Consider the following 20325-nt stretch of genomic DNA (forward strand, 5'->3'; position numbering starts at 1 on the left):
ACTACGCACGAGGAGGGCACCCCGGGGAGGGGGTGACGAGGTCGTCACTTCGCATCGGCCGCGAGAGTCACCGAGGCATTCTGTCGGGTCGATCCCCGGCGGTACTCGACGGTGACCACCGAGCCGGGCGCGAACTTGCGGACGAGGGCGATGAGGTCGCTCGGTTCGCTCATCGGCCGCCCGTTCAGCCGCAGGATCACGTCGCCGGTGCGCAGCCCCGCGTCGGCGGCCGGCCCGGCCGGCTCGACCGCCGCCAGGCGTACGCCTCCGCCGGCCACACCCGCCCCCGGGCCGCCGACCTGGGCGCCGATGACCGTACGTCGGGCCTTACCGGTGCCGATGATGTCCTGGGTGACCCGCTTGGCCTGATTGATCGGGATCGCGAAGGCCAGGCCGATGTTGCCCGCCTCCTGCCCCTCCGACACCAACGACTTGATGGTCGAGTTGACCCCCACCACCCGGCCGGCGCCGTCGACCAGCGGACCGCCGGAGTTGCCGTGATTGACCGCCGCGTCGGTCTGGATGGCCGCGTAGTAGCGGACCGGGCCGCCGGGCTCCCCGGCCTGCATCGTCCGGTCGAGGGCGCTCACGATGCCGGCGGTGACCGTGTTGGCCAGCGAGAGCGGCGAGCCGATCGCCAGGACCGGGTCGCCGACGGCCAGCGCGTCGGAGTCACCGAACTCCACCGGCCGCAGCCCGGTCCGGTCGACCTTCATGACGGCGATGTCGGACTCCGGGTCCTGGCCGACCAGGGTGGCGGGCGCGGACGTGCCGTCGTTGAAGACCACCGACGCCTTGCCGGTGCCCCCGGCCACCACGTGGTCGTTCGTGATCACGTGCCCGTCGGAGCTGACGATGAAGCCGGAGCCCTCGCTCGTCCCGCCGAGGCTGCTGACCCGGACCGTCACCACGCTGGGCAGGACCCGTTCGGCGACCCCGGCGAGCGACTCCGGCTTGCGTTGGGCCAGCCCGGGCGCCTGACCGGGGTCGGCGCCGAGCACCGTGCTGGGGCCGACGCCGCCACGGACCGCGAACGCGTAGCCGAGCGCCCCGCCCAGCGCGCCCGCGAGCAGTGCTGTCACCAGCGGAATCAGCACCAGGTGGCGGAACACCGGACGGCCGGGTGCGTCCGGGTCGGTCACCGGTTCGGGCTGCGTGCCGGCGTCGACCTGCGCGGGTACGACGACGGCGGCCGGCGCCGCCGGGTCCCGCCACGGGTCGGCCAGCGCGTCGGACCACCAGGGCGACGCAGCACCCCCGGCGCTGCCCGGCGCGCCCGCTCCCGGTGCCGTGCCCGGCCCCGGCGTGCCCGCCGGAGTCGCGGCATCACCGGGCCGGCGCCAGTCCCAGCCGTCGGTCACGTCGGTGCCTCCCAGTCCGTCCCCCGGATCCCGCATCGCACGGCCCGGCGACACATCCGCCCGGGCCGCGACTGGCGGGACACCGCTTCCAGGATTGCACGGATGTCCGGGTTCGGGTCAGCGGTTGCCGCCCGCGTGATCCAGTGGCCGGACGCGCGGCTGCGCCGTCGACACGCCGCCTCTAGGCTCATAGCGCCAACCCACCCCTCGCACCACGCGCCGCCCGGAGGTGCCCCATCGCCACGGTCGCCGGTTCCGGCAGTTCGACGAGCCCGGCCCTGCACTTCGCCGAGCAGTACGCCGCCGAGGACCTCGTGCTGCGCACCGCCCGCAGTCTGGCCCGTGAGGTGGGCCTCGACGCGGTGACACCGGGCTCGGGCGCCGCGCTGCGGCTGCTCGCCGCCGCCGGCAACGCCCGTGCCGTCGTGGAGATCGGCACCGGCACCGGCGTGAGCGGGGTGTGGCTGCTGCGCGGCATGCGTGCCGACGGCGTACTCACCACGATCGACGTCGAGGTGGAGCACCAGCGGATCGCCCGGCGGATCTTCGCCGAGGCGGGCTTCCCCTCGGGCCGGACCCGGATCATCACCGGCCGGGCGCTCGACGTGCTGCCGCGGCTCGCCGACGGGGCGTACGACCTGGTCTTCGTCGACGCCGAGGCGACCGGTTTCCACGCCTGTGTGGAGGCCGCGCTGCGGCTGCTGCGCCCCGGCGGGGTGCTCGTGCTCAACGGCGCGCTGGCCGGCGGCCGGATCGGCGACCCGGCGGCCCGCGACGCGGAGACGGTGACCGTCCGGGAGACGATCAAGGCGATCCGGGAGTCGGAGCACTGGATCCCGGCGCTGCTGCCGGTCGGGCAGGGGCTGCTCGCCGCCGTCAAGTGCTGAGTGAACCCGGCGGACCGCAGGTCCGCCGGGTCGGGCGCCGTCGGCCGTTCAGCCCAGGGTGGTCAGCCAGCGCAGCAGGGACCGTACGCCCCAGCCGGTCGCTCCCCTGGTCAGCTCGGCGTCGTCGCCGTCGGCCCACGACGGCGCGGACATGTCCACGTGGACCCAGCGGTCCCGCAGCTCGCCGGTGAACTCGCGCAGGTAGAGCGCGGCGACCACGGATCCGGCACCCTGGGTCGGGGCGCTGTAGAGGTCGGCCAGGTCGCTGCCCAGGTACTCGACGTAGTCCGCGGGCAGCGGCATCCGCCAGGCCGACTCGCCGGCTGCCTCAACGGCCGCCAGCAGGTCCGCGGCGAGCTGGTCGTTCTCGCTGTAGAGGGCGCCGGTGCGCTTGCCGAGGGCCACCGCGTTCGCGCCGGTCAGCGTCGCCAGGTCGACCAGCAGGTCCGGCTGGAGTTCCTGGACGGCGTAGGCGAGCGCGTCGGCCAGCACCAGCCGCCCCTCGGCGTCGGAGTTGGTGGTCTCGCTGGTCACCCCGCCGTAGTGCCGGACGATGTCGCCGGGGCGGAACGCCGACCCGCTGACCATGTTCTCGGCGAGCGGGGCGAGCGTGGTGACGCGGACCGGCAGCCGCAGGGCCGCCGCGCCGAGGGCGGCGGCGACCACGGCTGCGGCGCCGGCCATGTCCTTGCGCATGAGCTTCATCGCCGGCACCGGCTTGATCGAGATGCCGCCGGTGTCGAACGTGATGCCCTTGCCGACCAGCACCACGTGCGTGGTCGCGCCGGCCGGGTGCCAGTCGAGCTCGACCAGGCGGGGACCGCTCGCCGAGCCGCCGCCGACGGCGAGGATCCCGCCGAAGCCCTCGGCGGCCAGCGCGGCGGGCTCGCGTACGCGCAGGTGCAGGTCCGGCACGTCGGCGGCCTGCTCGGCCACCTGCCCGGCGAACCACTCCGGGTTCTTCACGGAGGAGGGCGTGTTGGTCAGGTCGCGGGCCCAGCGGGTCAACCGGGCGGTGGTCCGCGCCGTCTCGACCACGCTCAGGTGGGCGTCCGGGTCGGCCACGAGCAGGTCGACGCCGGCGAGTGCGGGCGTCGGGCCGGCCTCGGTCAGCCGGAAGCGGTAGGAGGCGAGCAGCAGCCCCTCGGTGAGCCCCCGGACGGCCGCCGTGGTCACGTCTCCCGGGAGCGCGATGGTGATGTGCGTCTCATCGGTGGCGGCACGCGCCAACGCGGCACCGGCCCGCCGCCAGTCCGCCTCGTCGCCCGCGCCGACCCCGAACAGCACCAGCACTCCCGGGGTACGCCCGGGGCGCAGCTGGGTGCGGGTCTCACCGGCGCGGCCGGTGAGCCGGGCCGCCGGGGCCAGCGCGGTGGCCTCGTCGGCGACCCCGTCGGGAAGCGTCACCGCGGCGGCCAGCGGCACGGCCGGGGCGTCGTCGCCCGTCTCCGTTCCGGCCGGTCGGACGGGCAGGACGAGCGTGTCGAGCCGCTCGGGCTCGGTTACCAGCCTGATCGCGAGCACGCGGGACCGTACCTCCAGGAAAGGGTTTCGCGGAGCCGGGACGCTCCCGGCGCTCCACGCCGGTGAAGCCCTGAGCCACCGGCAGCGGCCGGTGGCTCAGGGTATGACGAACCGTCGGGGCGGTCGGTGCCGCCCACACCGGTCCTGATCAGCCGGCGGCCGCCTTCAGCGCGTCACCGAGCGCGTTGGCCTCGTCCGGAGTCATCTCGACGACGAGCCGGCCACCGCCCTCCAGCGGGACTCGCATGACGATGCCCCGGCCCTCCTTGGTGACTTCCAGCGGACCGTCGCCCGTCCGCGGCTTCATCGCCGCCATGTTGTCTCCCCTCAGACCTACACCAGGGTCGGTGGGTTGCCCCACAGCCACTTCGTCACGACCACCCGCAACCGCCGCGGGGTGTCGACCAACGATTTTCCCTGATGAACACCGCCGGACCCAAACCGAAGCACCATTGATGTAACAGCATCTAGCTTATCTTGAGAAGGCCTGTCACAATGTGCGGTCATGCAGGCACGGTCGGCACTCTTCGACCTGTACGGCGACCACCTCCGACCCCGGGGTGGCCGCGCGCCGGTCGCCGCCCTGGTCAAGCTGTTGGCACCGCTCGGCATCGCACCGCCGGCCGTGCGCACCGCGGTCTCCCGGATGGTCCGCCAGGGCTGGCTCGACCCGCTGCGGCTGGCGTCGGGACCGGGATATTCGATCACACCCAAGGCGGCGCGGCGCCTGGACGAGGCCGCCGCCCGGATCTACCGCACCGGCCGGGTCAGCTGGGACGGCCGGTTCGACCTCCTGGTGCTGGAGGCTCCCACGTCCCGCCGCGAGCGGCAGCGGCTCTCCGCCAACCTGAGCTTCCTGGGCTACGGCACGCTCGACGAGTGCACCTGGGTGGCCACCCGGCCCGGCGAGGACGTGGACCTGCTGCTCGCCGAGGCGGGCGTGCGCTACGAGCGGTTCACCGCCGCGCACGCCGCCGGCACGCCGGGGGCGATGGGCGTGGTGCGGCGGGCCTGGGACCTGGCGGAGATCGGCCGGGCATACGAACGCTTCGTCGCCGAGCAGCGCCCGTTGCTGAGCGCGGTGACCGTACGCAGCGGGGACGAGGAGGCGTACGCCGCCCGGTTCCGGCTGGTGCACGCGTGGCGTACGTTCCTGTTCCGGGATCCGCAGCTCCCCCCGGCGCTGCTTCCGGAGCGTTGGCCCGGCACCGCCGCGGCCAGCTTCTTCGACCGGCACGCGGCGCGGCTGCGGCCGGCCGCCGACCGGTACGTCGAGCAGTGCCTCGACGCCGGCAACCGACTCGCCCGACAGAAGGGTCGTTAGACAAGTGACCGAGCCGCTGCTCGTCGACCGGACCGACGCCGTCGTCACGCTCACGATGAACCGCCCGAAGGCGATGAACGCGTTCGACGTGGCCCTCAAGGAGGCGCTCCGGGACACCCTGGCCGAGTTGGAGAGCGACCGCACGTGCCGGGCCGTGGTGCTCGCCGGTGCGGGCGGGTCGTTCAGCGCCGGGCAGGACCTGCGCGAGCACGTGGCGACCCTGGAGTCGACCTCCGACGACCCGCTGGCGACCGTACGGGCGCACTACAACCCGATCGCCGCCCGGTTGGCCAACCTGCCGAAGCCGGTGGTGGCCGCGGTACGCGGCATGGCCGCCGGGGCGGGCGCCTCGCTGGCCTTCCTCGCCGACATCCGCATCGGTGGACCGAGCACGAGCTTCCTGATGGCTTTCGCCAAGGTCGGGTTGGCCGCCGACACCGGCGCCTCGTGGACGCTGCCCCGGTTGGTCGGGCACGCCAAGGCGGTGGAGCTGCTGATGCTGGCCGAGCCGGTGGGAGCCGAGGAGGCGTGCCGGCTGGGGCTGCTGAACCGCCTGGCGGACGACGACGAGAAGGTGCTGCCGGCCGCGCAGGAGTTGGCCGCCCGCCTCGCCGCCGGTCCCACCGTCGCCTACGGCGCGATCAAGCGGCAGCTCTCCATCGCCGACGCCGGCACCCTAGCGGACGCCCTGGCCGCCGAGGCCCAGGCGCAGGCGATCTGCGGCGCCACGACCGACCACCGGGCCGCCACGATGGCGTTCGTGGGCAAGCAGAAGCCCGTCTTCGAGGGTCGCTGACCCGGCGCCCGGCCGGGGCGGGGTCAGTCGTCCTCCTCCGGATCCTGGTTGGCCTCAGCGCCGAGCACGAACGCCTGCATCGCCAACTCGTCGCCGGCGGGCGAGACGAACGCGGGCAGCTCGCGGGGGCCGAGCTCCTGCACGTAGGCCCAGAACAGCCGGACCGCCTCGGCCGGGGAGTCGGCCTCGATCGGCAGGTCGAGGCTGACCAGCCAGGTCCGGCGCGGGGGCGGCGGGCCGAGCCGGTCGGCCAGCACCCGGTAGGCGGCCGGGTCGAGCGCGCTGACCGGCCCGTCGAGGACGAGCTGGTCGGCGGGGACCGGCTGGTCGAAGGACCGCCGGGTGTACGCCACCACCAGTGCCACCTCCCGGTCGGACTGCGGGTCGTCCGGGTCGTCGGGGCGCGCGCCGCTCGACGTGGTGACCCGACCCAGCGCGACGAGCCGTAGCGGCTCGTCGACCAGCACCGCCACCTCGTCGCCCGCGTGGGGCCGGCCGGTCTCGCCGAGGCCGGTCAGCTCCAGGGTGTCGTGGTGGACGAGCCGCTCGGCGTCGAAGCGGCCGGGGGGCAGCAGGACGGCCCAGGCCGCGGTGCCAGCCGGTCGGCTCGTCCCGTTCGCCCGGTGTGCGGTGTCGGTCGTCATGCCCCCCATCCCATCACGCCGCGCCGGTTGGCTTGACGTGGCAGCCGTCGAGGTGGTCGTCAACCATTCCGGTGGCCTGCATGAGCGCGTAGGCCGTGGTCGGGCCGACGAACCGGAAGCCACGCTTCTTGAGCGACTTGGCCATCGCCGTGGACTCCGGGGTGATGGCCGGCACCTGGGTGAACGAGGTCGGGCGGGTCGGCCGGGGCGCCGGAGCGAACGACCAGAGCAGCGCGGAGAGGCCCTCGGGCAGCTCGGCGGCGGCCCGCGCGTTGGCGATCGCCGCCTCGATCTTGGCCCGGTTGCGCACGATGCCGGCGTCGGCCAGCAGCCGGGTCACGTCGGCGTCGCCGTAGCCGGCCACGGTCGGGATGCGGAACTCGTCGAAGGCCAGCCGGAACGCGGGGCGCTTGCGCAGGATCGTCAACCACGACAGGCCGGACTGGAACGCCTCCAACGTCATCCGCTCGTAGAGCGCGTCGTCGCCGTGCAACGGCTGGCCCCACTCGGTGTCGTGGTAGACGGCGTAGTCGGGGGTGCTCGCCCCCCAGGCGCAGCGCGGCAGCCCGTCGGCGCCGATCACCAGGTCACTCACGGCGTCCACGCTAGGCCAAACCTCCGACACCCCCATTGCCTCCGGCGCCGAAGGCTGCCTATGGTGCTGGTTACCGACCGGTAGGGGTATGGCCGTCGATGGACGGGGCCGTGCCGGGCACCGACCGCGGGAGGCGGCCCATGAAGGAGTTCCCGGACATCATCGCCTGGTCGATCCCGGCCTTCCTGCTGCTGATCGTGCTCGAACGGATCTCCTACCTGCTGCACCGCGACGATGACGAGGTGGGCTACGGCGGCGCGGACACGGCGACCAGCCTGGCGATGGGGCTCGGCAGCGTCTTCACCGACCTGCTGTGGAAGGTGCCGGTCGCGGCCGCGTACGCGCTGCTCTACGCCCTCACCCCGCTGCGGGTCGCCGAGCTGTGGTGGAGCTGGCCGCTGATCCTGCTCGCGCAGGACTTCTGCTACTACTGGTCGCACCGCGGCCACCACGTGATCCGGATCCTCTGGGCGTCGCACGTGGTCCACCACTCGTCCGAGCGGTTCAACCTGTCCACCGCGCTTCGCCAGCCGTGGACCGGGCTGACCAGCTGGGTCTTCTACATCCCGCTGATCCTGGGCGGGGTGCACCCGGCCGTCGTCGCGTTCGCCGGCTCGGTGAACCTGCTCTACCAGTTCTGGATCCACACCGAGCGGATCGACAAGCTGCCCCGCTGGTACGAGGCCGTGTTCAACACCCCGTCGCACCACCGCGTCCACCACGCCTCGCAGGGCGGCTACCTGGACCGCAACTTCGGCGGCATCCTGATCGTCTGGGACCGGCTGTTCGGCACGTTCGCGCCGGAGGGCGAGCGCTGCGTCTACGGCCTCACGAAGAACATCGGCACCTACAACCCGGTGCGGGTGGCGTTCCACGAGTACGTCTCGATCGCCCGTGACCTGCGGGCGGCGGCGACCTGGCGGCACCGCGCCGGCCACCTGTTCCGCTCGCCGGGCTGGCAGCCCGCACCCGCCGGCGATCCCGGGGTGGCCGCGACGCGCCCGGTGCCGGAGAGCGCCACCCCGGTCCGCTGAGGCGGCGACGGGCGGCCCGGTGCGGCGCCGACGCCGGTCAGGGAAGGCGGCCCTGCTCGACCAGGCGACCGAACCGGCGCAGCGCCTGGGTCAGGCCGAACTTGGAGCCGGGCCAGAGCACCGGCCAGGCCACCCGACCGGCCGGACCGCCGGGCAGGTGAAACCACTCGTGCCACACGACCTGGGTGCGGTCGCGGGCCAGCGGGGTGCAGCGCAGCACGCCGGGACCGCGCAGCAGCGTGCCGCAGTGCACCACACCGATCTCGTAGGGCTCGTCGACGCGGACCACCCGCATCTCGTCGCGCAACTCGGCGGGGCCGAGGGCGGTCACCGCCTCGATCAGGCTGCCTTCACGCCCGTCGCCCTCCTTCACCCGGACGCGGGTGAAAGGGATCCAGGACGACTGGCGCTCCCAGGCGAGCAGCGCGGCGAAGACCCGCTCCGCCGGCGCGTCGACGATCACGGTGGCGGTCACCTCGCCGGCGCCCGGCTGGGCCGCCTCGCCCAGGCCGTCCGCGCCGTCGGATCCGGTCACGTCGACTCCGAGGACACCACCGGGCCGGGACGCGCCGCCTCCGCCGTGGGCTCGCCGCCGGCGGGCTCCGTGCCGTCGGAGTCGGCGGGCGAGGTGGTGGGGTCGGGCAGGACGCCGCCCCGCTCGGCGGTGCCCGCCGGCCCGTCAGCGGTCACCGTCACCGGCCCCACCGGGTCGGCGTCGGTGGCCGGCGCGCCGGCGGCGCCCGGCACGGTGGCCACACCGTTGGCGCTGGCGCCGGCCGCCTGCTCGCGGGCCCGGCGCAGGACCTCGGCGTCGGCCGTCCGCCCCTCGCGCAACGCGGCCACCTCCGCCTCCAGGACGCCGATCAGCTCGGACTTGTAGCCGATGTCGTAGGCCGCCCGGCGCATCGCCTGGTCGACCTGGGCCATCTGGTACCCACGCAGCACGGTGTCGAACCGGACGTCCGACACATCCGACTCGCGCAGCGGGCGGTTGCCCGGCAGAGGCACGGCGCGCCCGTCCGGCTCGGCGGGCGCCAGGCCCGGATCCCGGCCGGTGACCAGCACCGTCACCCCGAACACGACCGCCGCGACGGTCAACGCCACGACCAGCATGAGCAGAACCTGACCCATGCACAGATCGTGGCATGCCGACCGGGCCGGAGCGACCCCGCCACCCAGGCCGGTGCCACACCACCGCGGGAAGCCGCGGTTACCGGACCGGCTAGCGTCGGGACCGGCCGGCGCTGTGGGTGACCCGGCCGGTGGACCGTGAGGAGGCGGCATGGCCGGTGAGCTCCGGCTCGGTGGACGGACGTTCGCCCCGGGCGAGTTGGTGGTGATGGCGATCGTCAACCGCACACCGGACTCGTTCTTCGACCGGGGCTCCACCTTCGCCGCCGACAGCGCCCTGCGGGCGGTGGAGCGGGCGGTGGCCGAGGGCGCCGGGATCATCGACATCGGTGGGGTGAAGGCCGGGCCCGGCTCCGAGGTGGACGTGGCGGAGGAGATCCGTCGTACGGTCGACACGATCGCCGCCGTCCGGGCCTCCTTCCCCGACGTCGTGATCTCCATCGACACCTGGCGGGCCGAGGTCGCGGTGGAGGCGGTGGCCGCCGGGGCGGACCTGCTGAACGACACCTGGTCCGGTGCGGACCCGGCGTTGGCCCGGGTCGCGGCGGAGACCGGCGCCGGTCTCGTCTGCTCACACGCGGGAGGGCTGGCACCCCGCACCCGGCCGCACCGGGCCGGCTTCGACGACGTGGTGGCCGACGTGCTCGCCACCGTCACCGGCCTCGCCGAGCGCGCGGTGGCCCTGGGCGTACGCCCCGACGGCATCCTGATCGACCCGGCGCACGACTTCGGCAAGAACACCCGTCACTCGCTGGAGATCACCCGACGGCTGGACGAGCTCACCGCGACCGGCTGGCCGCTGCTGGTGGCGCTCTCGAACAAGGATTTCGTCGGCGAGACCCTGGACCTACCGGTCGCCGAGCGGTTGGAGGGGACGCTCGCGGCCACGGCCGTGTCGGCCTGGCTGGGTGCCCGGGTGTTCCGCGCCCACCAGGTCCTCCCGACCCGCCGGGTACTCGACATGGTCGCCTCGATCCGCGGTGACCGCCCTCCGGCGGCCACCCGGCGTGGCCTCGCCTGATCCGGGACCCCTGCCCGACGAACGGTCCGTGATCGGCCGCTCACCGACCGGACCGTCCGACACGTTCGCCGGTGGCCCGGCGGCTCAGGTCCAGCGCAGGATGTTCCTACGCCAGGCATAGAGGATGCCCAGCGCGAGCACCGCCACGAAGATCGCCATCTCGACCACCGTGACCAGGCCGAATCCGGGCCGGTCGAACACCACCGCCCAGGGGAAGAGGAACACCGCCTCGACCGCGAACAGCACGTAGAGGTAGGCGTAGACGTAGTAGCGGATCTGCATCTGCGCCCAGTCGCCGCCCACCGGGTCGAGCCCGCACTCATAGGTGGCCCGCTTGCCGGGGGGATCGGCCGGTCGGCCCGGACGTAACACCCGGTTGGCCGAGAACGCCGCCACGAAGAAGACCACGCTGACGAGCAGTAAGAGCCCGAGCGTCGCGTACGAGCCCAGGTATCCGGTCACGCCGGCAGCCTACCGCCCACCCCGGGTAGCACGTATCGAACACGTTACGCATTTGTTTCCCCCCGGGACTAGTGCCGCGAAGCAACTGTTACGAACATTGGACGTCACACCGACGTACGGAGGACACATGACCAGCGCGGAGGCCGCCGGCCGAGTGGCACCTCGTCGGCACCTGTCCGCGCTGGCGGCGTCCCTGACGCTCGGTCTGGTGACGGCGGTCGCCGTCGTGCCCGGGTGGACCGCCGCCGCCTCCCCCGGGACCAGCCCGGTCGCGGTGGTCAGCGACCCCGTCGAGGAACCGGGTGGGGACACGCCGACGGAGGAGCCGACGGGGCCCGGGGACCCGACCACGGCTCCGTCGACGATCGAACCGCCGTCCGAGACGACCCCTCCGCCGCCGGTGACCACCGAACCCGCCCCGCCGACCACATCGGCGCCCGCCGCCACGCCCACCACCACGGCGCCCAGCGCGGTCCCCACCACGACGACCCGGCCGCCCCTGCCTCCGGACCGGCCGCCGGTCCGACCGACGGCCCCCGGGAACGCCCCGGCCCCGCCGCTCGGGGTGCGGGTGACCACCGGCGACGTCACGGTGCCCGCCCGGTACTGGAACTCGGCCAGCATCGTCACCACCCTGCAGGTCACCGTCACGAACACCGGCCGCGTCGCGGAGCGGATCCGGCTCTCCTACACGCTGCCCCCGGGGTTGACCGACGCCGGCACCGCGGGCTGCGCCGAGCAGGGCGGTGGCAGCTACCGCTGCGGCGAGTGGACGGCCGACGCGGGCGCCCGGTTCAGCACCGTGGTCCGGGTCCGGGTCGCCGGCACGGCGTGGCGACAGATGCCGCTCAGCGGCTCGGTCGCGGTGACCGCGAGCGCTCCCGGGACGACCGGACCGGTCAGCGACCACGAGGGGTTCGCGGTGCTCTTCCCACCGGGCCCACCGGCGCCCGGCATCGCGCTGGAGACCGGCGAGGTGGCCTTCGACATCAGCGGCGAGGCGCCCGACCTCGCCGTGCGACTGGGCAACACCGGCACGGTGGACGCCTCCGGTGGCATCGAGGTGGTTCTTCCCGCCGGGGTGACCGTGCCGGTGCCGCCCGCCGGCTGCGCCGCGGTCGACGCGACCCGGACCCGCTGCGACGTGGGCACCGTCCCCGCCGGGGAGACCGCCGAGCTGTGGCTGCCGGTCGAGGCGACACCCGAGGCCCAGCGGCAGGCCCCGCTGTCGGGCGCCGTCGTCGGCAGCCTCGACCAGCGCAGCGGCCAGAGCCGGCAGGTCCAGATGAGCTTCCGGATCACCGCGGCGGCGGCCCTGGCCACCCCGGTCGCCACCGGGGCCGCGCCGACCGGTTCGCAGGGGGTGCTCACCGACGGCACCGCCGTCGCCTCGGGCGGTGGGGGCGGCTCGGTCCGGCGTACGGCGATCCTGCTCATCGCGGTGTCGACCCTGCTGGTCGTGCTGGCGCTGGGGCTGGCCACCACCTCGCTGCGTCGCCGCCTCACCGGCCCGGTGCACGAGCCGGCGGCGGCGCCGCGCGACTGAGCCTCAGGGGCCGGCGGTGATCTCGATTACGGCGTGCGATATGAAACGCCACTAAGTGGTGAATTTCACCCCCTGATCCGGTCCCAGTCGCCCAACACCCGGGGAAGGTGACGGGTCGATCCGACGTAGGCTCTCAGGTGAGAAAACACAACGGGCCGGGCCGATCCACGTCCGGTCGGGTGCAGCGGTGCGTCAAGGAGGTCACGTGGCCGGGCAAGGCGAGGTCACCATCATTGCGAGCCGCCCGCGCGACCGCGCGCAGCGAAGCGAGGTGCAGGCGTGACCAAGCAGATCCGTCAACTGGACCGGGTCGTCATCCGGTTCGCCGGCGACTCCGGCGATGGCATGCAGCTGACCGGTGACCGGTTCACCTCGGAGACCGCGCAGCTCGGCAACGACATCTCCACGCTGCCCAACTTCCCCGCCGAGATCCGGGCGCCCGCCGGCACTCTGCCGGGTGTGTCGAGCTTCCAGGTCCACTTCGCCGACTACGACATCCTGACCCCGGGCGACGCGCCGAACGTGCTGGTGGCGATGAACCCGGCCGCGTTGAAGGCCAACCTGGTCGACCTGCCGCGCGGCGCGGACATCATCGTCAACACCGACGAGTTCACCAAGCGCAACCTGGCCAAGGTGGGCTACCAGGTCAGCCCGCTCGACGACGACTCGCTCGCCGGCTACGTGGTCCACCCGGTGGCGTTGACCTCGATGACGATCGGCGCGCTGGCCGACCAGGAGGTGTCCAAGAAGGACGCCGAGCGGGCGAAGAACATGTTCGCCCTCGGGCTGCTGAGCTGGATGTACTCCCGCCCGTACGAGTCGACGCTGCGGTTCCTGGAGCGCAAGTTCGCGGCCCGGCCGGAGCTGGTCGCCGCGAACGTCGCCGCCTTCCGGGCCGGCTGGAACTTCGGCGAGACCACCGAGGACTTCGCGGTCCGCTACGAGGTCAAGCCGGCGAAGATGCGGCCGGGCACCTACCGCAACATCACCGGCAACGCGGCGCTCTCGCTCGGGCTGGTCGCCGCCGGCGTCCGCTCGGGGCTGCCGGTCTTCCTCGGCGCCTACCCGATCACGCCGGCGTCGGACATCCTTCACGAGCTGAGCAAGCACAAGAAGTTCGGCGTACTCACCATGCAGGCCGAGGACGAGATCGCGGCGGTCGGCGCGGCGCTGGGCGCGTCGTACGGCGGCTCGCTCGGCGTGACCACGACCAGCGGCCCCGGCGTGGCCCTGAAGAGCGAGACGATCTCCCTGGCGGTGGCTCTGGAGCTGCCCCTGGTCATCGTCGACGTGCAGCGGGCCGGGCCGTCGACCGGCATGCCGACGAAGACCGAGCAGGCCGACCTCAACATGGCGCTCTACGGCCGGCACGGCGAGGCCCCGGTGGCCGTGATCGCCCCCAAGTCGCCGTCGGACTGCTTCTACGCGGCGCTGGAGGCCGCCCGGATCGCGCTGACCTACCGCACGCCGGTCATCCTGCTGTCGGACAACTACGTCGCGAACGGCTCCGAGCCGTGGCTGCTCCCGGACGTGGAGTCCCTGCCCGACCTGCGGGTGGAGTTCGCCAGCGCGCCGAACGGGGAGGACGGCACCACCTTCCTGCCCTACCTGCGCGACCCGGAGACCCTGGCCAGGCCGTGGGCCATCCCCGGCACGCCGGGCCTGGAGCACCGGATCGGCGGTTTGGAGAAGGCCGACAAGACCGGCGACATCTCGTACGACCCGGCGAACCACGACTTCATGGTGCGCACCCGGGCGGCCCGCATCGAGACCATCCCGGTGCCGGACGTCGAGGTCGACGACCCGGACGGCGACGCCCGCGTGCTCGTGCTCGGCTGGGGTTCGACGTACGGGCCGATCGGCGCCGCCTGCCGTGGGCTGCGCCAGCGCGGGCTGTCGATCGCCCAGGCGCACCTGCGGCACCTGAACCCGATGCCGGCCAACCTCGAGGCCGTGCTGCGCTCGTACGACCGCGTGGTCATCCCCGAGATGAACCTCGGCCAGCTCGCCCACGTGGTCCGGGCGCGCTACCTGGTCGACGCGATCAGCTACAACCAGGTCCGCGGCCTGCCGTTCACGGCCAACGAGCTGGAGACGATGCTGGAAGAGGTCCTGAAGAATGTCTGAGCCCATCGCCCTCAAGCTCACCGCCAAGGACTTCAAGTCCGACCAGGAGGTGCGCTGGTGCCCCGGCTGCGGTGACTACGCCATCCTCGCCGCCGTCCAGCAGTTCATGCCGGAGCTGAACATCCCCCGGGAGCGGATCGTCTTCGTCTCCGGGATCGGCTGCTCGTCCCGCTTCCCGTACTACATGAACACCTACGGGATGCACTCGATCCACGGCCGCGCCCCGGCGATCGCCACCGGCCTCTCCGCCTCCCGCCCGGACCTGTCGGTCTGGGTGGTCACCGGCGACGGCGACGCGCTCTCCATCGGCGGCAACCACCTGATCCACGCGCTGCGCCGCAACGTCAACCTCAAGATCCTGCTCTTCAACAACCGGATCTACGGGCTGACCAAGGGTCAGTACTCCCCCACCTCCGAGGTCGGCAAGATCACCAAGTCGACGCCGGCCGGTTCGGCGGATGCCCCGTTCAACCCGCTGTCGCTGGCCCTCGGCGCCGAGGCGACCTTCGTCGGCCGCACCATCGACTCCGACCGCAAGCACCTCCAGTCGGTGCTGCGCGCCGCCGCCGAGCACGAGGGTTCGGCGTTCGTGGAGATCTACCAGAACTGCAACATCTTCAACGACGGGGCGTTCGACCAGCTCAAGGAGCCGGCGACCCGGGACGACTACCTGATCCGGCTGGAGCACGGGCAGCCGATCACGTTCGGCAAGGACGGGCAGTTCTGCGTCGTCCACCCGCCGGGCGGCTTCGGCCTGGAGGTACGCGAGACCGCCGCCACCAGCCCCGACGAGATCGTCGTGCACGATGCCACGGTCACCGACCCCGCGTACGCCTTCGCGCTGTCCCGGCTGCCCGGCCTCGACCTGCGCAACACCCCGATCGGTGTCCTCCGCTCGGTCGACCGGCCGTCCTACGACAGCGTGGTGCAGGGCCAGTTGGCGGCCGCCCGGTCGAAGGTCACCGAGACCCCGGAGCAGCAGCTCGCCGGGCTGCTCAACAGCGGGGACACCTGGACGATCCTCTGACCCGTCCCCTGACGCCGAAGGGCGGGCCGTTCCGATCGGAACGGCCCGCCCTTTTCGTTTCCCGGGCGGCGGCGGTCAGGCCCCGGTCGGGGCCGGCACCCACAGCTCGTCGATCGCGCGCTCCGCGGCGGCGAGACTCTCCTCGTGCAGCGGGATCAGCTCGGCCATGGCCGGGGTGACCGGGGCGAGGCTGAGCTCGCAGGCGATGAGGCGCGGCTCCAGGCCGGTCAGCGAGAGGCCGTGCGGCAGCCACGGCGACGCGTGGTCCCAACCCTCGCGTGGGGTGCCGGGGCTGTAGCCGCCACCCCGGCTGGCCAGCACGATGAGGTCGCGGCCGCCGAGGAGACCGGCGTTGGTCTCCGGGTCGTACGACAGGCCGGCGGCGATGAGGTGGTCGACCCACGCCTTCACGCTGCTCGGCGCGCCGTAGTTGTAGAGCGGGAGGCCGAGCAGGATCGTGTCGGCGCGCTTCACCTCGTCCACCAGCTGCTCGGTCAGCTGCCACGACGCCCGCTGCTCGGGCGTGTGCTGGTCGGCGGGGAGCATCCGCGCCAGCCCGCCCGCCTCGTCGAGGTGGGGCAGCGGGTTCCGGCCGAGGTCGCGGTAGGTCACGGTTCCGTCCGGGTTGGCGGCGCGCCAGCCGGCGACGGCGCGAGCGGTGAGCCGGCGACTGACCGACTGCTCCCCCCGGATGCTCGAGTCGATGTGCAACAGGTGTGCCATTGGATAACCCTTCGCGGATTGTTAGTGCCGGGCAAACCATTTATAGCAGACGCATCTTCTGCCCGTGGGTAAACTGAGTCACATGTCTGCGGGGGAGGTCGGCCAGGCGGAGCGTCGGTCCGGCGCACTGCTTGATCACCTGGCGCGGCGGATGCGACTGCGATCGGAATCCGTGCTCGCGCCCCTGGGCCTGCGCCCCCGGCACCTCGTCGCGCTCACGGTGCTGCGCACCTCCGGCGACATCAGCCAACAGGCGCTCGCCGGCACCCTCCAGATCGACGGCACGAACGTCGTCGGGCTGCTCAACGACCTGGAGGCGGAGGGGCTGGTCGAGCGGAAGCGCTCAGCGGAGGACCGCCGCCGGCATGTGGTCAGCATGACCGAAACCGGCACGAAACGGCTCCGTGAGGCGGAATGCGCCCTCGCCACGGTCGAAAACGACGTGCTCAGCGCCCTCAGCCCGGTCGAGCGCGAGACGCTCTACGAGCTGCTCTGCCGCGCCGCGAGCGCGCCGGTCACCTGCGCCGAGGCCGCCGCCGAGGGGGACCCGGACAGCTCCTGCTGACCGGTCAGGCGACCGGCGTCGACTGCGGCCGGTCGTCGCGGACGTGCACCAACATGTCGCCGGTCTCGATGACCGCGCCGGCCCGGTCCGCCAACGTGACCACCTTGCCCCGCCGCACCAGCGCGATGACCAGCGTGTCCAGCTCGCGTGGCGAGCGGCCCACCTCGTCCCGCTCCGCCGACCGCATCGCCAACGCCATGCCCTGCCCCGGCGTGAGCAGGTCCTCCACGACGTCGATCAGCGGCGGCGCGGACGTCGACAGGCCCAGCAGCCGACCTGCGGTGGCCGAGGAGACGATCACGTGGTGCGCGCCGCTCTGCTTGAGCAGCGGGGCGTTCTCCGCCTCCCGCGCGGCGGCGATGATCCGCACCTGACCGGCGGTCAGCTGCCGTACGGTCAGGGCCACCAGGACCGACGCGTCGTCGCTGTCGGTCGCGATGATCACGGCCTTGGCGGTGCGTACGTGCGCCTCGTCCAGGGTGGCCGAACGGGTCGCGGAGCCCTCGATCGCGACGAGCCCGGCGGACGTGGCCTGCCGCAGCGCAGCGCCGCTGCGCTCGACGACGATGATCCGGGACTTGTCGAGCCCGTTCTCCAGCAGGGCGGAGACCGCGCTGCGGCCCTTCGTGCCGTAGCCGCAGATGATGACGTGGTTCTTCACGGTCTTCCTCCACCGCGTCAGCCGACGGCCGGTCCGGTACTGCTCGGTCAGGACTTCCAGGGTGGTGCCGACCAGGATGATCAGGAACAGCACCCGCGCCGGGGTGATGAACACGACGTTCACCAGCCGGGCGCTCTCACTGAACGGGGTGATGTCCCCGTAACCGGTGGTGGAGAGGGTCACCACCGTGTAGTAGAAGGCGTCGAGGAGGGTGATGCCGTCCTCGTTGACGTCGCGGTAGCCGTCCCGGTCCAGATAGACGACCGCCACCGTCGCGAAGACCAGGCCGATCGCGGCCGCCAGGCGCAGGCTCAGCGCGCTGAGCGGTCCTCGCCGTTGCGCGGGAAAATGGATCACCGTCGCACCTGCTCCGTCGCCTGCACGCCCACAACATAGCGGGTACGCCGAGATCCGCACGCCCGGGTTCGCGGGCGGGGCAACCGGCACGGGCCCCGCACCCGACTACCTGACGGCAGCGACGAACCGGCCGAGGCCGGCAGACAGGGAGGGGCGTACCCCCCGTGACGACAACCGGCGGGCGACGAGCCGAGGCCGACGCCGAGTACACCGACTACGTGCGCTCCCGGATGGTGCGATGGCGGCGCACCGCGTACCTGATGACCGGCGACTGGGACCGCGGCGACGACATCCTGCAGCGGGTGCTCACCGAGCTGTACCGCAACTGGGCGCGCGCCCGCCGGGCGGACAACCTGGACGCCCTCGTCCGGACGATGCTGCTCCGGCGCCTGCTGGACGAACGGCGGCTGCGCTGGACCCGGGTGGCGCTCGGTGCCGCGCTGCCCGAACGGCACACCGACCCGGTCGACCCGACCGACCGGATCACCCTCGTCGGGGTGCTGCGTCAGGTGCCGCCCCGACAACGCGCGGTGCTCGTGCTCCGGTACTTCCAGGATCTCAGCGTCGAGGAGACCGCGCACGCCCTCGGCTGCTCGCCCGGCACCGTGAAGAGCCAGGCCGCGAAGGGTCTGTCCACCCTGCGTGCCCTGCTCGCCCCCACCCCGACCGCCCGCTGAGAAAGGAACCACCATGCTGGACGAACGTGAACTGGCGGACCTGATGCGGTCCGAGGTCGAGGCGGCGGAGACCCGGTCCACGGTGCTCGACGTCGACCGGGCGATGACCCGCGGGCGGCGGCAACGCCGGTACGCCCAGGGCGGCGCCGCAGCGTTGCTGGTGGGCGCCCTGGTCGTCGGCGGGATGACCGCGCCCAACCTGCTGCCGCCGGACCACGCGCCGCTGGGCACCGGGTCGGCCGACGGGACGTCGGTGGAGGGCGCGACCGGTCTGCCGGCGGCGTTGACCGTCGTGGACCCCACGGTGCGGCACGTACGGTTCGGGTGGCTGCCGGACGGTGTCCGCGCCGTCCAGTACCAGGCCGGGCTGCTGCAATCCGGGCCGGGCGTGTACCTGGGCGCGACCACGAGCGCGCCGGGCGCCCGGTGGCGCGGCGTCTCGGTGAACCTGTACCCGGAGGGGGTCGAGCCGTCGGCCCCGCAGCGCGACGACGGTGTTCCGGCCGGCCCGCTCGGGACCAGCGTCGGGCCCGACCTGAACGGCCGCCCGAGCACCTTCGCGCGCTACTCCGGGGCCGATCAGCCCGAGGCCATCCTGCGCTGGCGGTACGCCCCGGGCGGCTGGGCGCAGGTCCGGGTCTTCGGTGGCCCGGGGGACGCGTCGGACACGGCCGTGCGGGTGGCCCGGGCCCTGCGGTTCGGCCACGATCCGGTGCCGCTCCCGGTGCCCGTCCGAGGCGTGCCCGACACCCTGCGGCTGATCACGCTGGACGTCTCGGAGACGCGCGGCGACGAGCTCTCCTGGTCCGCGTGGACGACCTGGTCCCCGGAGCCGTCCGGCGCCGCACCCGCGCAGCAGCGCGCCCGCACCCTCTCCGTCGGCTTCTCCCGCCACCGGCCGGACACCGACCCTGGGGACAAGGCGCACCCCGACCCGAACACCACGGTCGGCGGCCATCCCGCCCGGTTCGGCGGGCAGGGGGGCGACGAGTCGCTCATCGTCTACGACGTCAACGGCGTCGACGTCTCCGTCGACGACCGGGGGCTGCTGCCCGCCGGCGGCACGCGGGCGCTGTTCGGGCGGCTCGCCGTCGATCCGGCGGCCGCCCGCTGGATCCCGCACCTGCACCCGTGACGCCCGCCCGGCGACGAGCGCCCGGTGAGCCGGGCGCCCGTCGCCGCGCTCGGCATGAATGACGAGTTGCTCGGCCGGCGGAGGCACCGGACCGCGCCAGCCGTCGGCGGCGGGCATGATGGGGGTGTCCCCGGAACGACGACCGTGAGAGTGAGGCCGGCATGTCGTTGCTGCGACGGGTGATCGGTGGGGTGCTGCGCCGGCTGCGACTGCGGCAGGGCCGCACGCTGCGCGAGGTGGCCCAGGCCGCCGGCGTGTCCGTGCCCTACCTGTCCGAGGTGGAACGGGGTCGCAAGGAGGCCTCGTCGGAGGTGCTGGCAGCGATCTGCCGGGCGCTCGGCATCCACCTCTCCGAGCTGCTGGAGGAGGCGCGGGACGACCTGCGCCAGGTCGAGCCGCGGGTGCCGGTCGCACCGCGCGGGCTGACCACGCTGGAGCCGGTCCCGGCGAGCCGACGCGACGGGGGGCCGACCCTGCCGCTGGGGCCGCGTACGCCGCGGGCCATGCTGCACCGCGGTCCCGGCGCGAATGGGCCGACCCTGCGGGTGGACCGGTTCGGTCCTCGGCCGGCGGGGCGCCCTGGTCCGCGTACCGTCCGGTTGCTCGGTTGCCCACGCACCCGCACGGGCCCGCGGCGCCTGACGACCGTCTAGGTTTGGTTCTGCCGGCGGCAGATTCGCCGCCGGCAGAATCGCTGGGCCCGGCGCCGGGGCCGCGCGCACGCTGGT

General features: G+C 73.4%; 22 protein-coding genes. 12 read left to right on the top strand and 10 right to left on the bottom strand.

The window, feature by feature from the left end:
* Positions 1 to 44: 44 nt before the first annotated feature.
* Positions 45 to 1376: a S1C family serine protease gene (locus tag GA0070620_RS18540; protein WP_172836599.1), complete on the bottom strand. Its 1332-nt coding sequence runs from the start codon at positions 1374 to 1376 to the stop codon at positions 45 to 47.
* 299 nt (positions 1377 to 1675) lie between these two features.
* Between GA0070620_RS18540 and GA0070620_RS18545 the strand changes: the two genes are divergently transcribed.
* Positions 1676 to 2248, top strand: coding sequence for an O-methyltransferase (locus GA0070620_RS18545; protein ID WP_091592629.1), 573 nt, complete (start codon positions 1676 to 1678; stop codon positions 2246 to 2248).
* Positions 2249 to 2296: 48 nt separating this feature from the next.
* Here GA0070620_RS18545 and GA0070620_RS18550 read toward each other — a convergent pair whose 3' ends face one another.
* Together GA0070620_RS18550 and GA0070620_RS18555 are read right to left on the bottom strand one after the other, a co-directional pair.
* Positions 2297 to 3772, bottom strand: a complete 1476-nt coding sequence (locus tag GA0070620_RS18550) for a leucyl aminopeptidase family protein (RefSeq protein ID WP_091592631.1) — start codon at positions 3770 to 3772, stop codon at positions 2297 to 2299.
* A gap of 148 nt (positions 3773 to 3920) precedes the next feature.
* Positions 3921 to 4088 carry a DUF3117 domain-containing protein gene (locus GA0070620_RS18555; RefSeq protein ID WP_007455245.1) on the bottom strand — a complete coding sequence of 56 codons (168 nt, stop codon included), beginning with the start codon at positions 4086 to 4088 and terminating at the stop codon, positions 3921 to 3923.
* A 189-nt stretch (positions 4089 to 4277) separates the two neighbouring features.
* On the opposite strand from GA0070620_RS18555, the gene GA0070620_RS18560 reads away from it, so the two are divergent.
* Both GA0070620_RS18560 and GA0070620_RS18565 read left to right on the top strand, forming a co-directional pair.
* Positions 4278 to 5096 (top strand): PaaX family transcriptional regulator, encoded by an 819-nt coding sequence (locus GA0070620_RS18560; RefSeq protein WP_091592633.1) that lies wholly within the window; start codon positions 4278 to 4280, stop codon positions 5094 to 5096.
* A gap of 4 nt (positions 5097 to 5100) precedes the next feature.
* On the top strand, positions 5101 to 5892 hold the full coding sequence (locus GA0070620_RS18565) for an enoyl-CoA hydratase-related protein (RefSeq protein WP_091592635.1): 792 nt from the start codon (positions 5101 to 5103) through the stop codon (positions 5890 to 5892).
* Positions 5893 to 5915: 23 nt separating this feature from the next.
* Here GA0070620_RS18565 and GA0070620_RS18570 read toward each other — a convergent pair whose 3' ends face one another.
* Both GA0070620_RS18570 and GA0070620_RS18575 read right to left on the bottom strand, forming a co-directional pair.
* Positions 5916 to 6536 carry a hypothetical protein gene (locus GA0070620_RS18570; protein ID WP_091592637.1) on the bottom strand — a complete coding sequence of 207 codons (621 nt, stop codon included), beginning with the start codon at positions 6534 to 6536 and terminating at the stop codon, positions 5916 to 5918.
* 13 nt (positions 6537 to 6549) lie between these two features.
* On the bottom strand, positions 6550 to 7131 hold the full coding sequence (locus tag GA0070620_RS18575) for a DNA-3-methyladenine glycosylase I (protein ID WP_091598971.1): 582 nt from the start codon (positions 7129 to 7131) through the stop codon (positions 6550 to 6552).
* Positions 7132 to 7271: 140 nt separating this feature from the next.
* On the opposite strand from GA0070620_RS18575, the gene GA0070620_RS18580 reads away from it, so the two are divergent.
* Positions 7272 to 8165 (top strand): sterol desaturase family protein, encoded by an 894-nt coding sequence (locus GA0070620_RS18580; protein ID WP_091592639.1) that lies wholly within the window; start codon positions 7272 to 7274, stop codon positions 8163 to 8165.
* A 37-nt stretch (positions 8166 to 8202) separates the two neighbouring features.
* On the opposite strand, the gene GA0070620_RS18585 is transcribed toward GA0070620_RS18580, so the two are convergent.
* Complete coding sequence (locus GA0070620_RS18585; protein WP_091592641.1) at positions 8203 to 8700, bottom strand: SRPBCC family protein; 498 nt, start codon at positions 8698 to 8700, stop codon at positions 8203 to 8205.
* Complete coding sequence (locus GA0070620_RS18590) at positions 8697 to 9296, bottom strand: DivIVA domain-containing protein (protein WP_091592643.1); 600 nt, start codon at positions 9294 to 9296, stop codon at positions 8697 to 8699. The genes GA0070620_RS18585 and GA0070620_RS18590 overlap by 4 nt, the downstream gene beginning before the upstream one ends.
* Positions 9297 to 9447: 151 nt before the next feature.
* Here GA0070620_RS18590 and folP point away from each other — a divergent pair, with 151 nt between their 5' ends.
* Entirely contained in the window at positions 9448 to 10317 is an 870-nt protein-coding gene (folP, locus tag GA0070620_RS18595) for a dihydropteroate synthase (RefSeq protein WP_091592645.1), read from the top strand.
* An 84-nt stretch (positions 10318 to 10401) separates the two neighbouring features.
* On the opposite strand, the gene ndhC is transcribed toward folP, so the two are convergent.
* On the bottom strand, positions 10402 to 10779 hold the full coding sequence (gene ndhC / locus GA0070620_RS18600) for an NADH-quinone oxidoreductase subunit A (protein ID WP_091592646.1): 378 nt from the start codon (positions 10777 to 10779) through the stop codon (positions 10402 to 10404).
* A gap of 127 nt (positions 10780 to 10906) precedes the next feature.
* On the opposite strand from ndhC, the gene GA0070620_RS18605 reads away from it, so the two are divergent.
* From GA0070620_RS18605 to GA0070620_RS18615, 3 genes are all read left to right on the top strand, one after another.
* Positions 10907 to 12325, top strand: a complete 1419-nt coding sequence (locus GA0070620_RS18605) for a hypothetical protein (protein ID WP_091592648.1) — start codon at positions 10907 to 10909, stop codon at positions 12323 to 12325.
* A 279-nt stretch (positions 12326 to 12604) separates the two neighbouring features.
* Positions 12605 to 14452 carry a 2-oxoacid:acceptor oxidoreductase subunit alpha gene (locus GA0070620_RS18610; RefSeq protein ID WP_091592650.1) on the top strand — a complete coding sequence of 616 codons (1848 nt, stop codon included), beginning with the start codon at positions 12605 to 12607 and terminating at the stop codon, positions 14450 to 14452.
* Positions 14445 to 15479 (top strand): 2-oxoacid:ferredoxin oxidoreductase subunit beta, encoded by a 1035-nt coding sequence (locus GA0070620_RS18615; RefSeq protein ID WP_091592652.1) that lies wholly within the window; start codon positions 14445 to 14447, stop codon positions 15477 to 15479. Before GA0070620_RS18610 ends, GA0070620_RS18615 begins: the two co-directional genes overlap by 8 nt.
* A gap of 75 nt (positions 15480 to 15554) precedes the next feature.
* Here GA0070620_RS18615 and GA0070620_RS18620 read toward each other — a convergent pair whose 3' ends face one another.
* Positions 15555 to 16202 (bottom strand): FMN-dependent NADH-azoreductase, encoded by a 648-nt coding sequence (locus tag GA0070620_RS18620; protein ID WP_091592654.1) that lies wholly within the window; start codon positions 16200 to 16202, stop codon positions 15555 to 15557.
* 82 nt (positions 16203 to 16284) lie between these two features.
* Between GA0070620_RS18620 and GA0070620_RS18625 the strand changes: the two genes are divergently transcribed.
* Positions 16285 to 16767 carry a MarR family winged helix-turn-helix transcriptional regulator gene (locus GA0070620_RS18625; protein WP_091592656.1) on the top strand — a complete coding sequence of 161 codons (483 nt, stop codon included), beginning with the start codon at positions 16285 to 16287 and terminating at the stop codon, positions 16765 to 16767.
* Between the two features lie 4 nt (positions 16768 to 16771).
* Here the strand turns inward: GA0070620_RS18625 and GA0070620_RS18630 are convergent, their stop codons facing one another.
* Positions 16772 to 17785: a potassium channel family protein gene (locus GA0070620_RS18630; protein ID WP_091592658.1), complete on the bottom strand. Its 1014-nt coding sequence runs from the start codon at positions 17783 to 17785 to the stop codon at positions 16772 to 16774.
* Positions 17786 to 17949: 164 nt separating this feature from the next.
* Between GA0070620_RS18630 and GA0070620_RS18635 the strand changes: the two genes are divergently transcribed.
* From GA0070620_RS18635 to GA0070620_RS18645, 3 genes are all read left to right on the top strand, one after another.
* Complete coding sequence (locus GA0070620_RS18635; RefSeq protein WP_231921840.1) at positions 17950 to 18462, top strand: SigE family RNA polymerase sigma factor; 513 nt, start codon at positions 17950 to 17952, stop codon at positions 18460 to 18462.
* A 13-nt stretch (positions 18463 to 18475) separates the two neighbouring features.
* Positions 18476 to 19597 carry a hypothetical protein gene (locus GA0070620_RS18640; protein ID WP_091592660.1) on the top strand — a complete coding sequence of 374 codons (1122 nt, stop codon included), beginning with the start codon at positions 18476 to 18478 and terminating at the stop codon, positions 19595 to 19597.
* 161 nt (positions 19598 to 19758) lie between these two features.
* Complete coding sequence (locus GA0070620_RS18645) at positions 19759 to 20250, top strand: helix-turn-helix domain-containing protein (RefSeq protein WP_091592662.1); 492 nt, start codon at positions 19759 to 19761, stop codon at positions 20248 to 20250.
* Positions 20251 to 20325: the final 75 nt, after the last annotated feature.

The organism is Micromonospora krabiensis (assembly GCF_900091425.1).
GTDB lineage: Bacteria > Actinomycetota > Actinomycetes > Mycobacteriales > Micromonosporaceae > Micromonospora > Micromonospora krabiensis.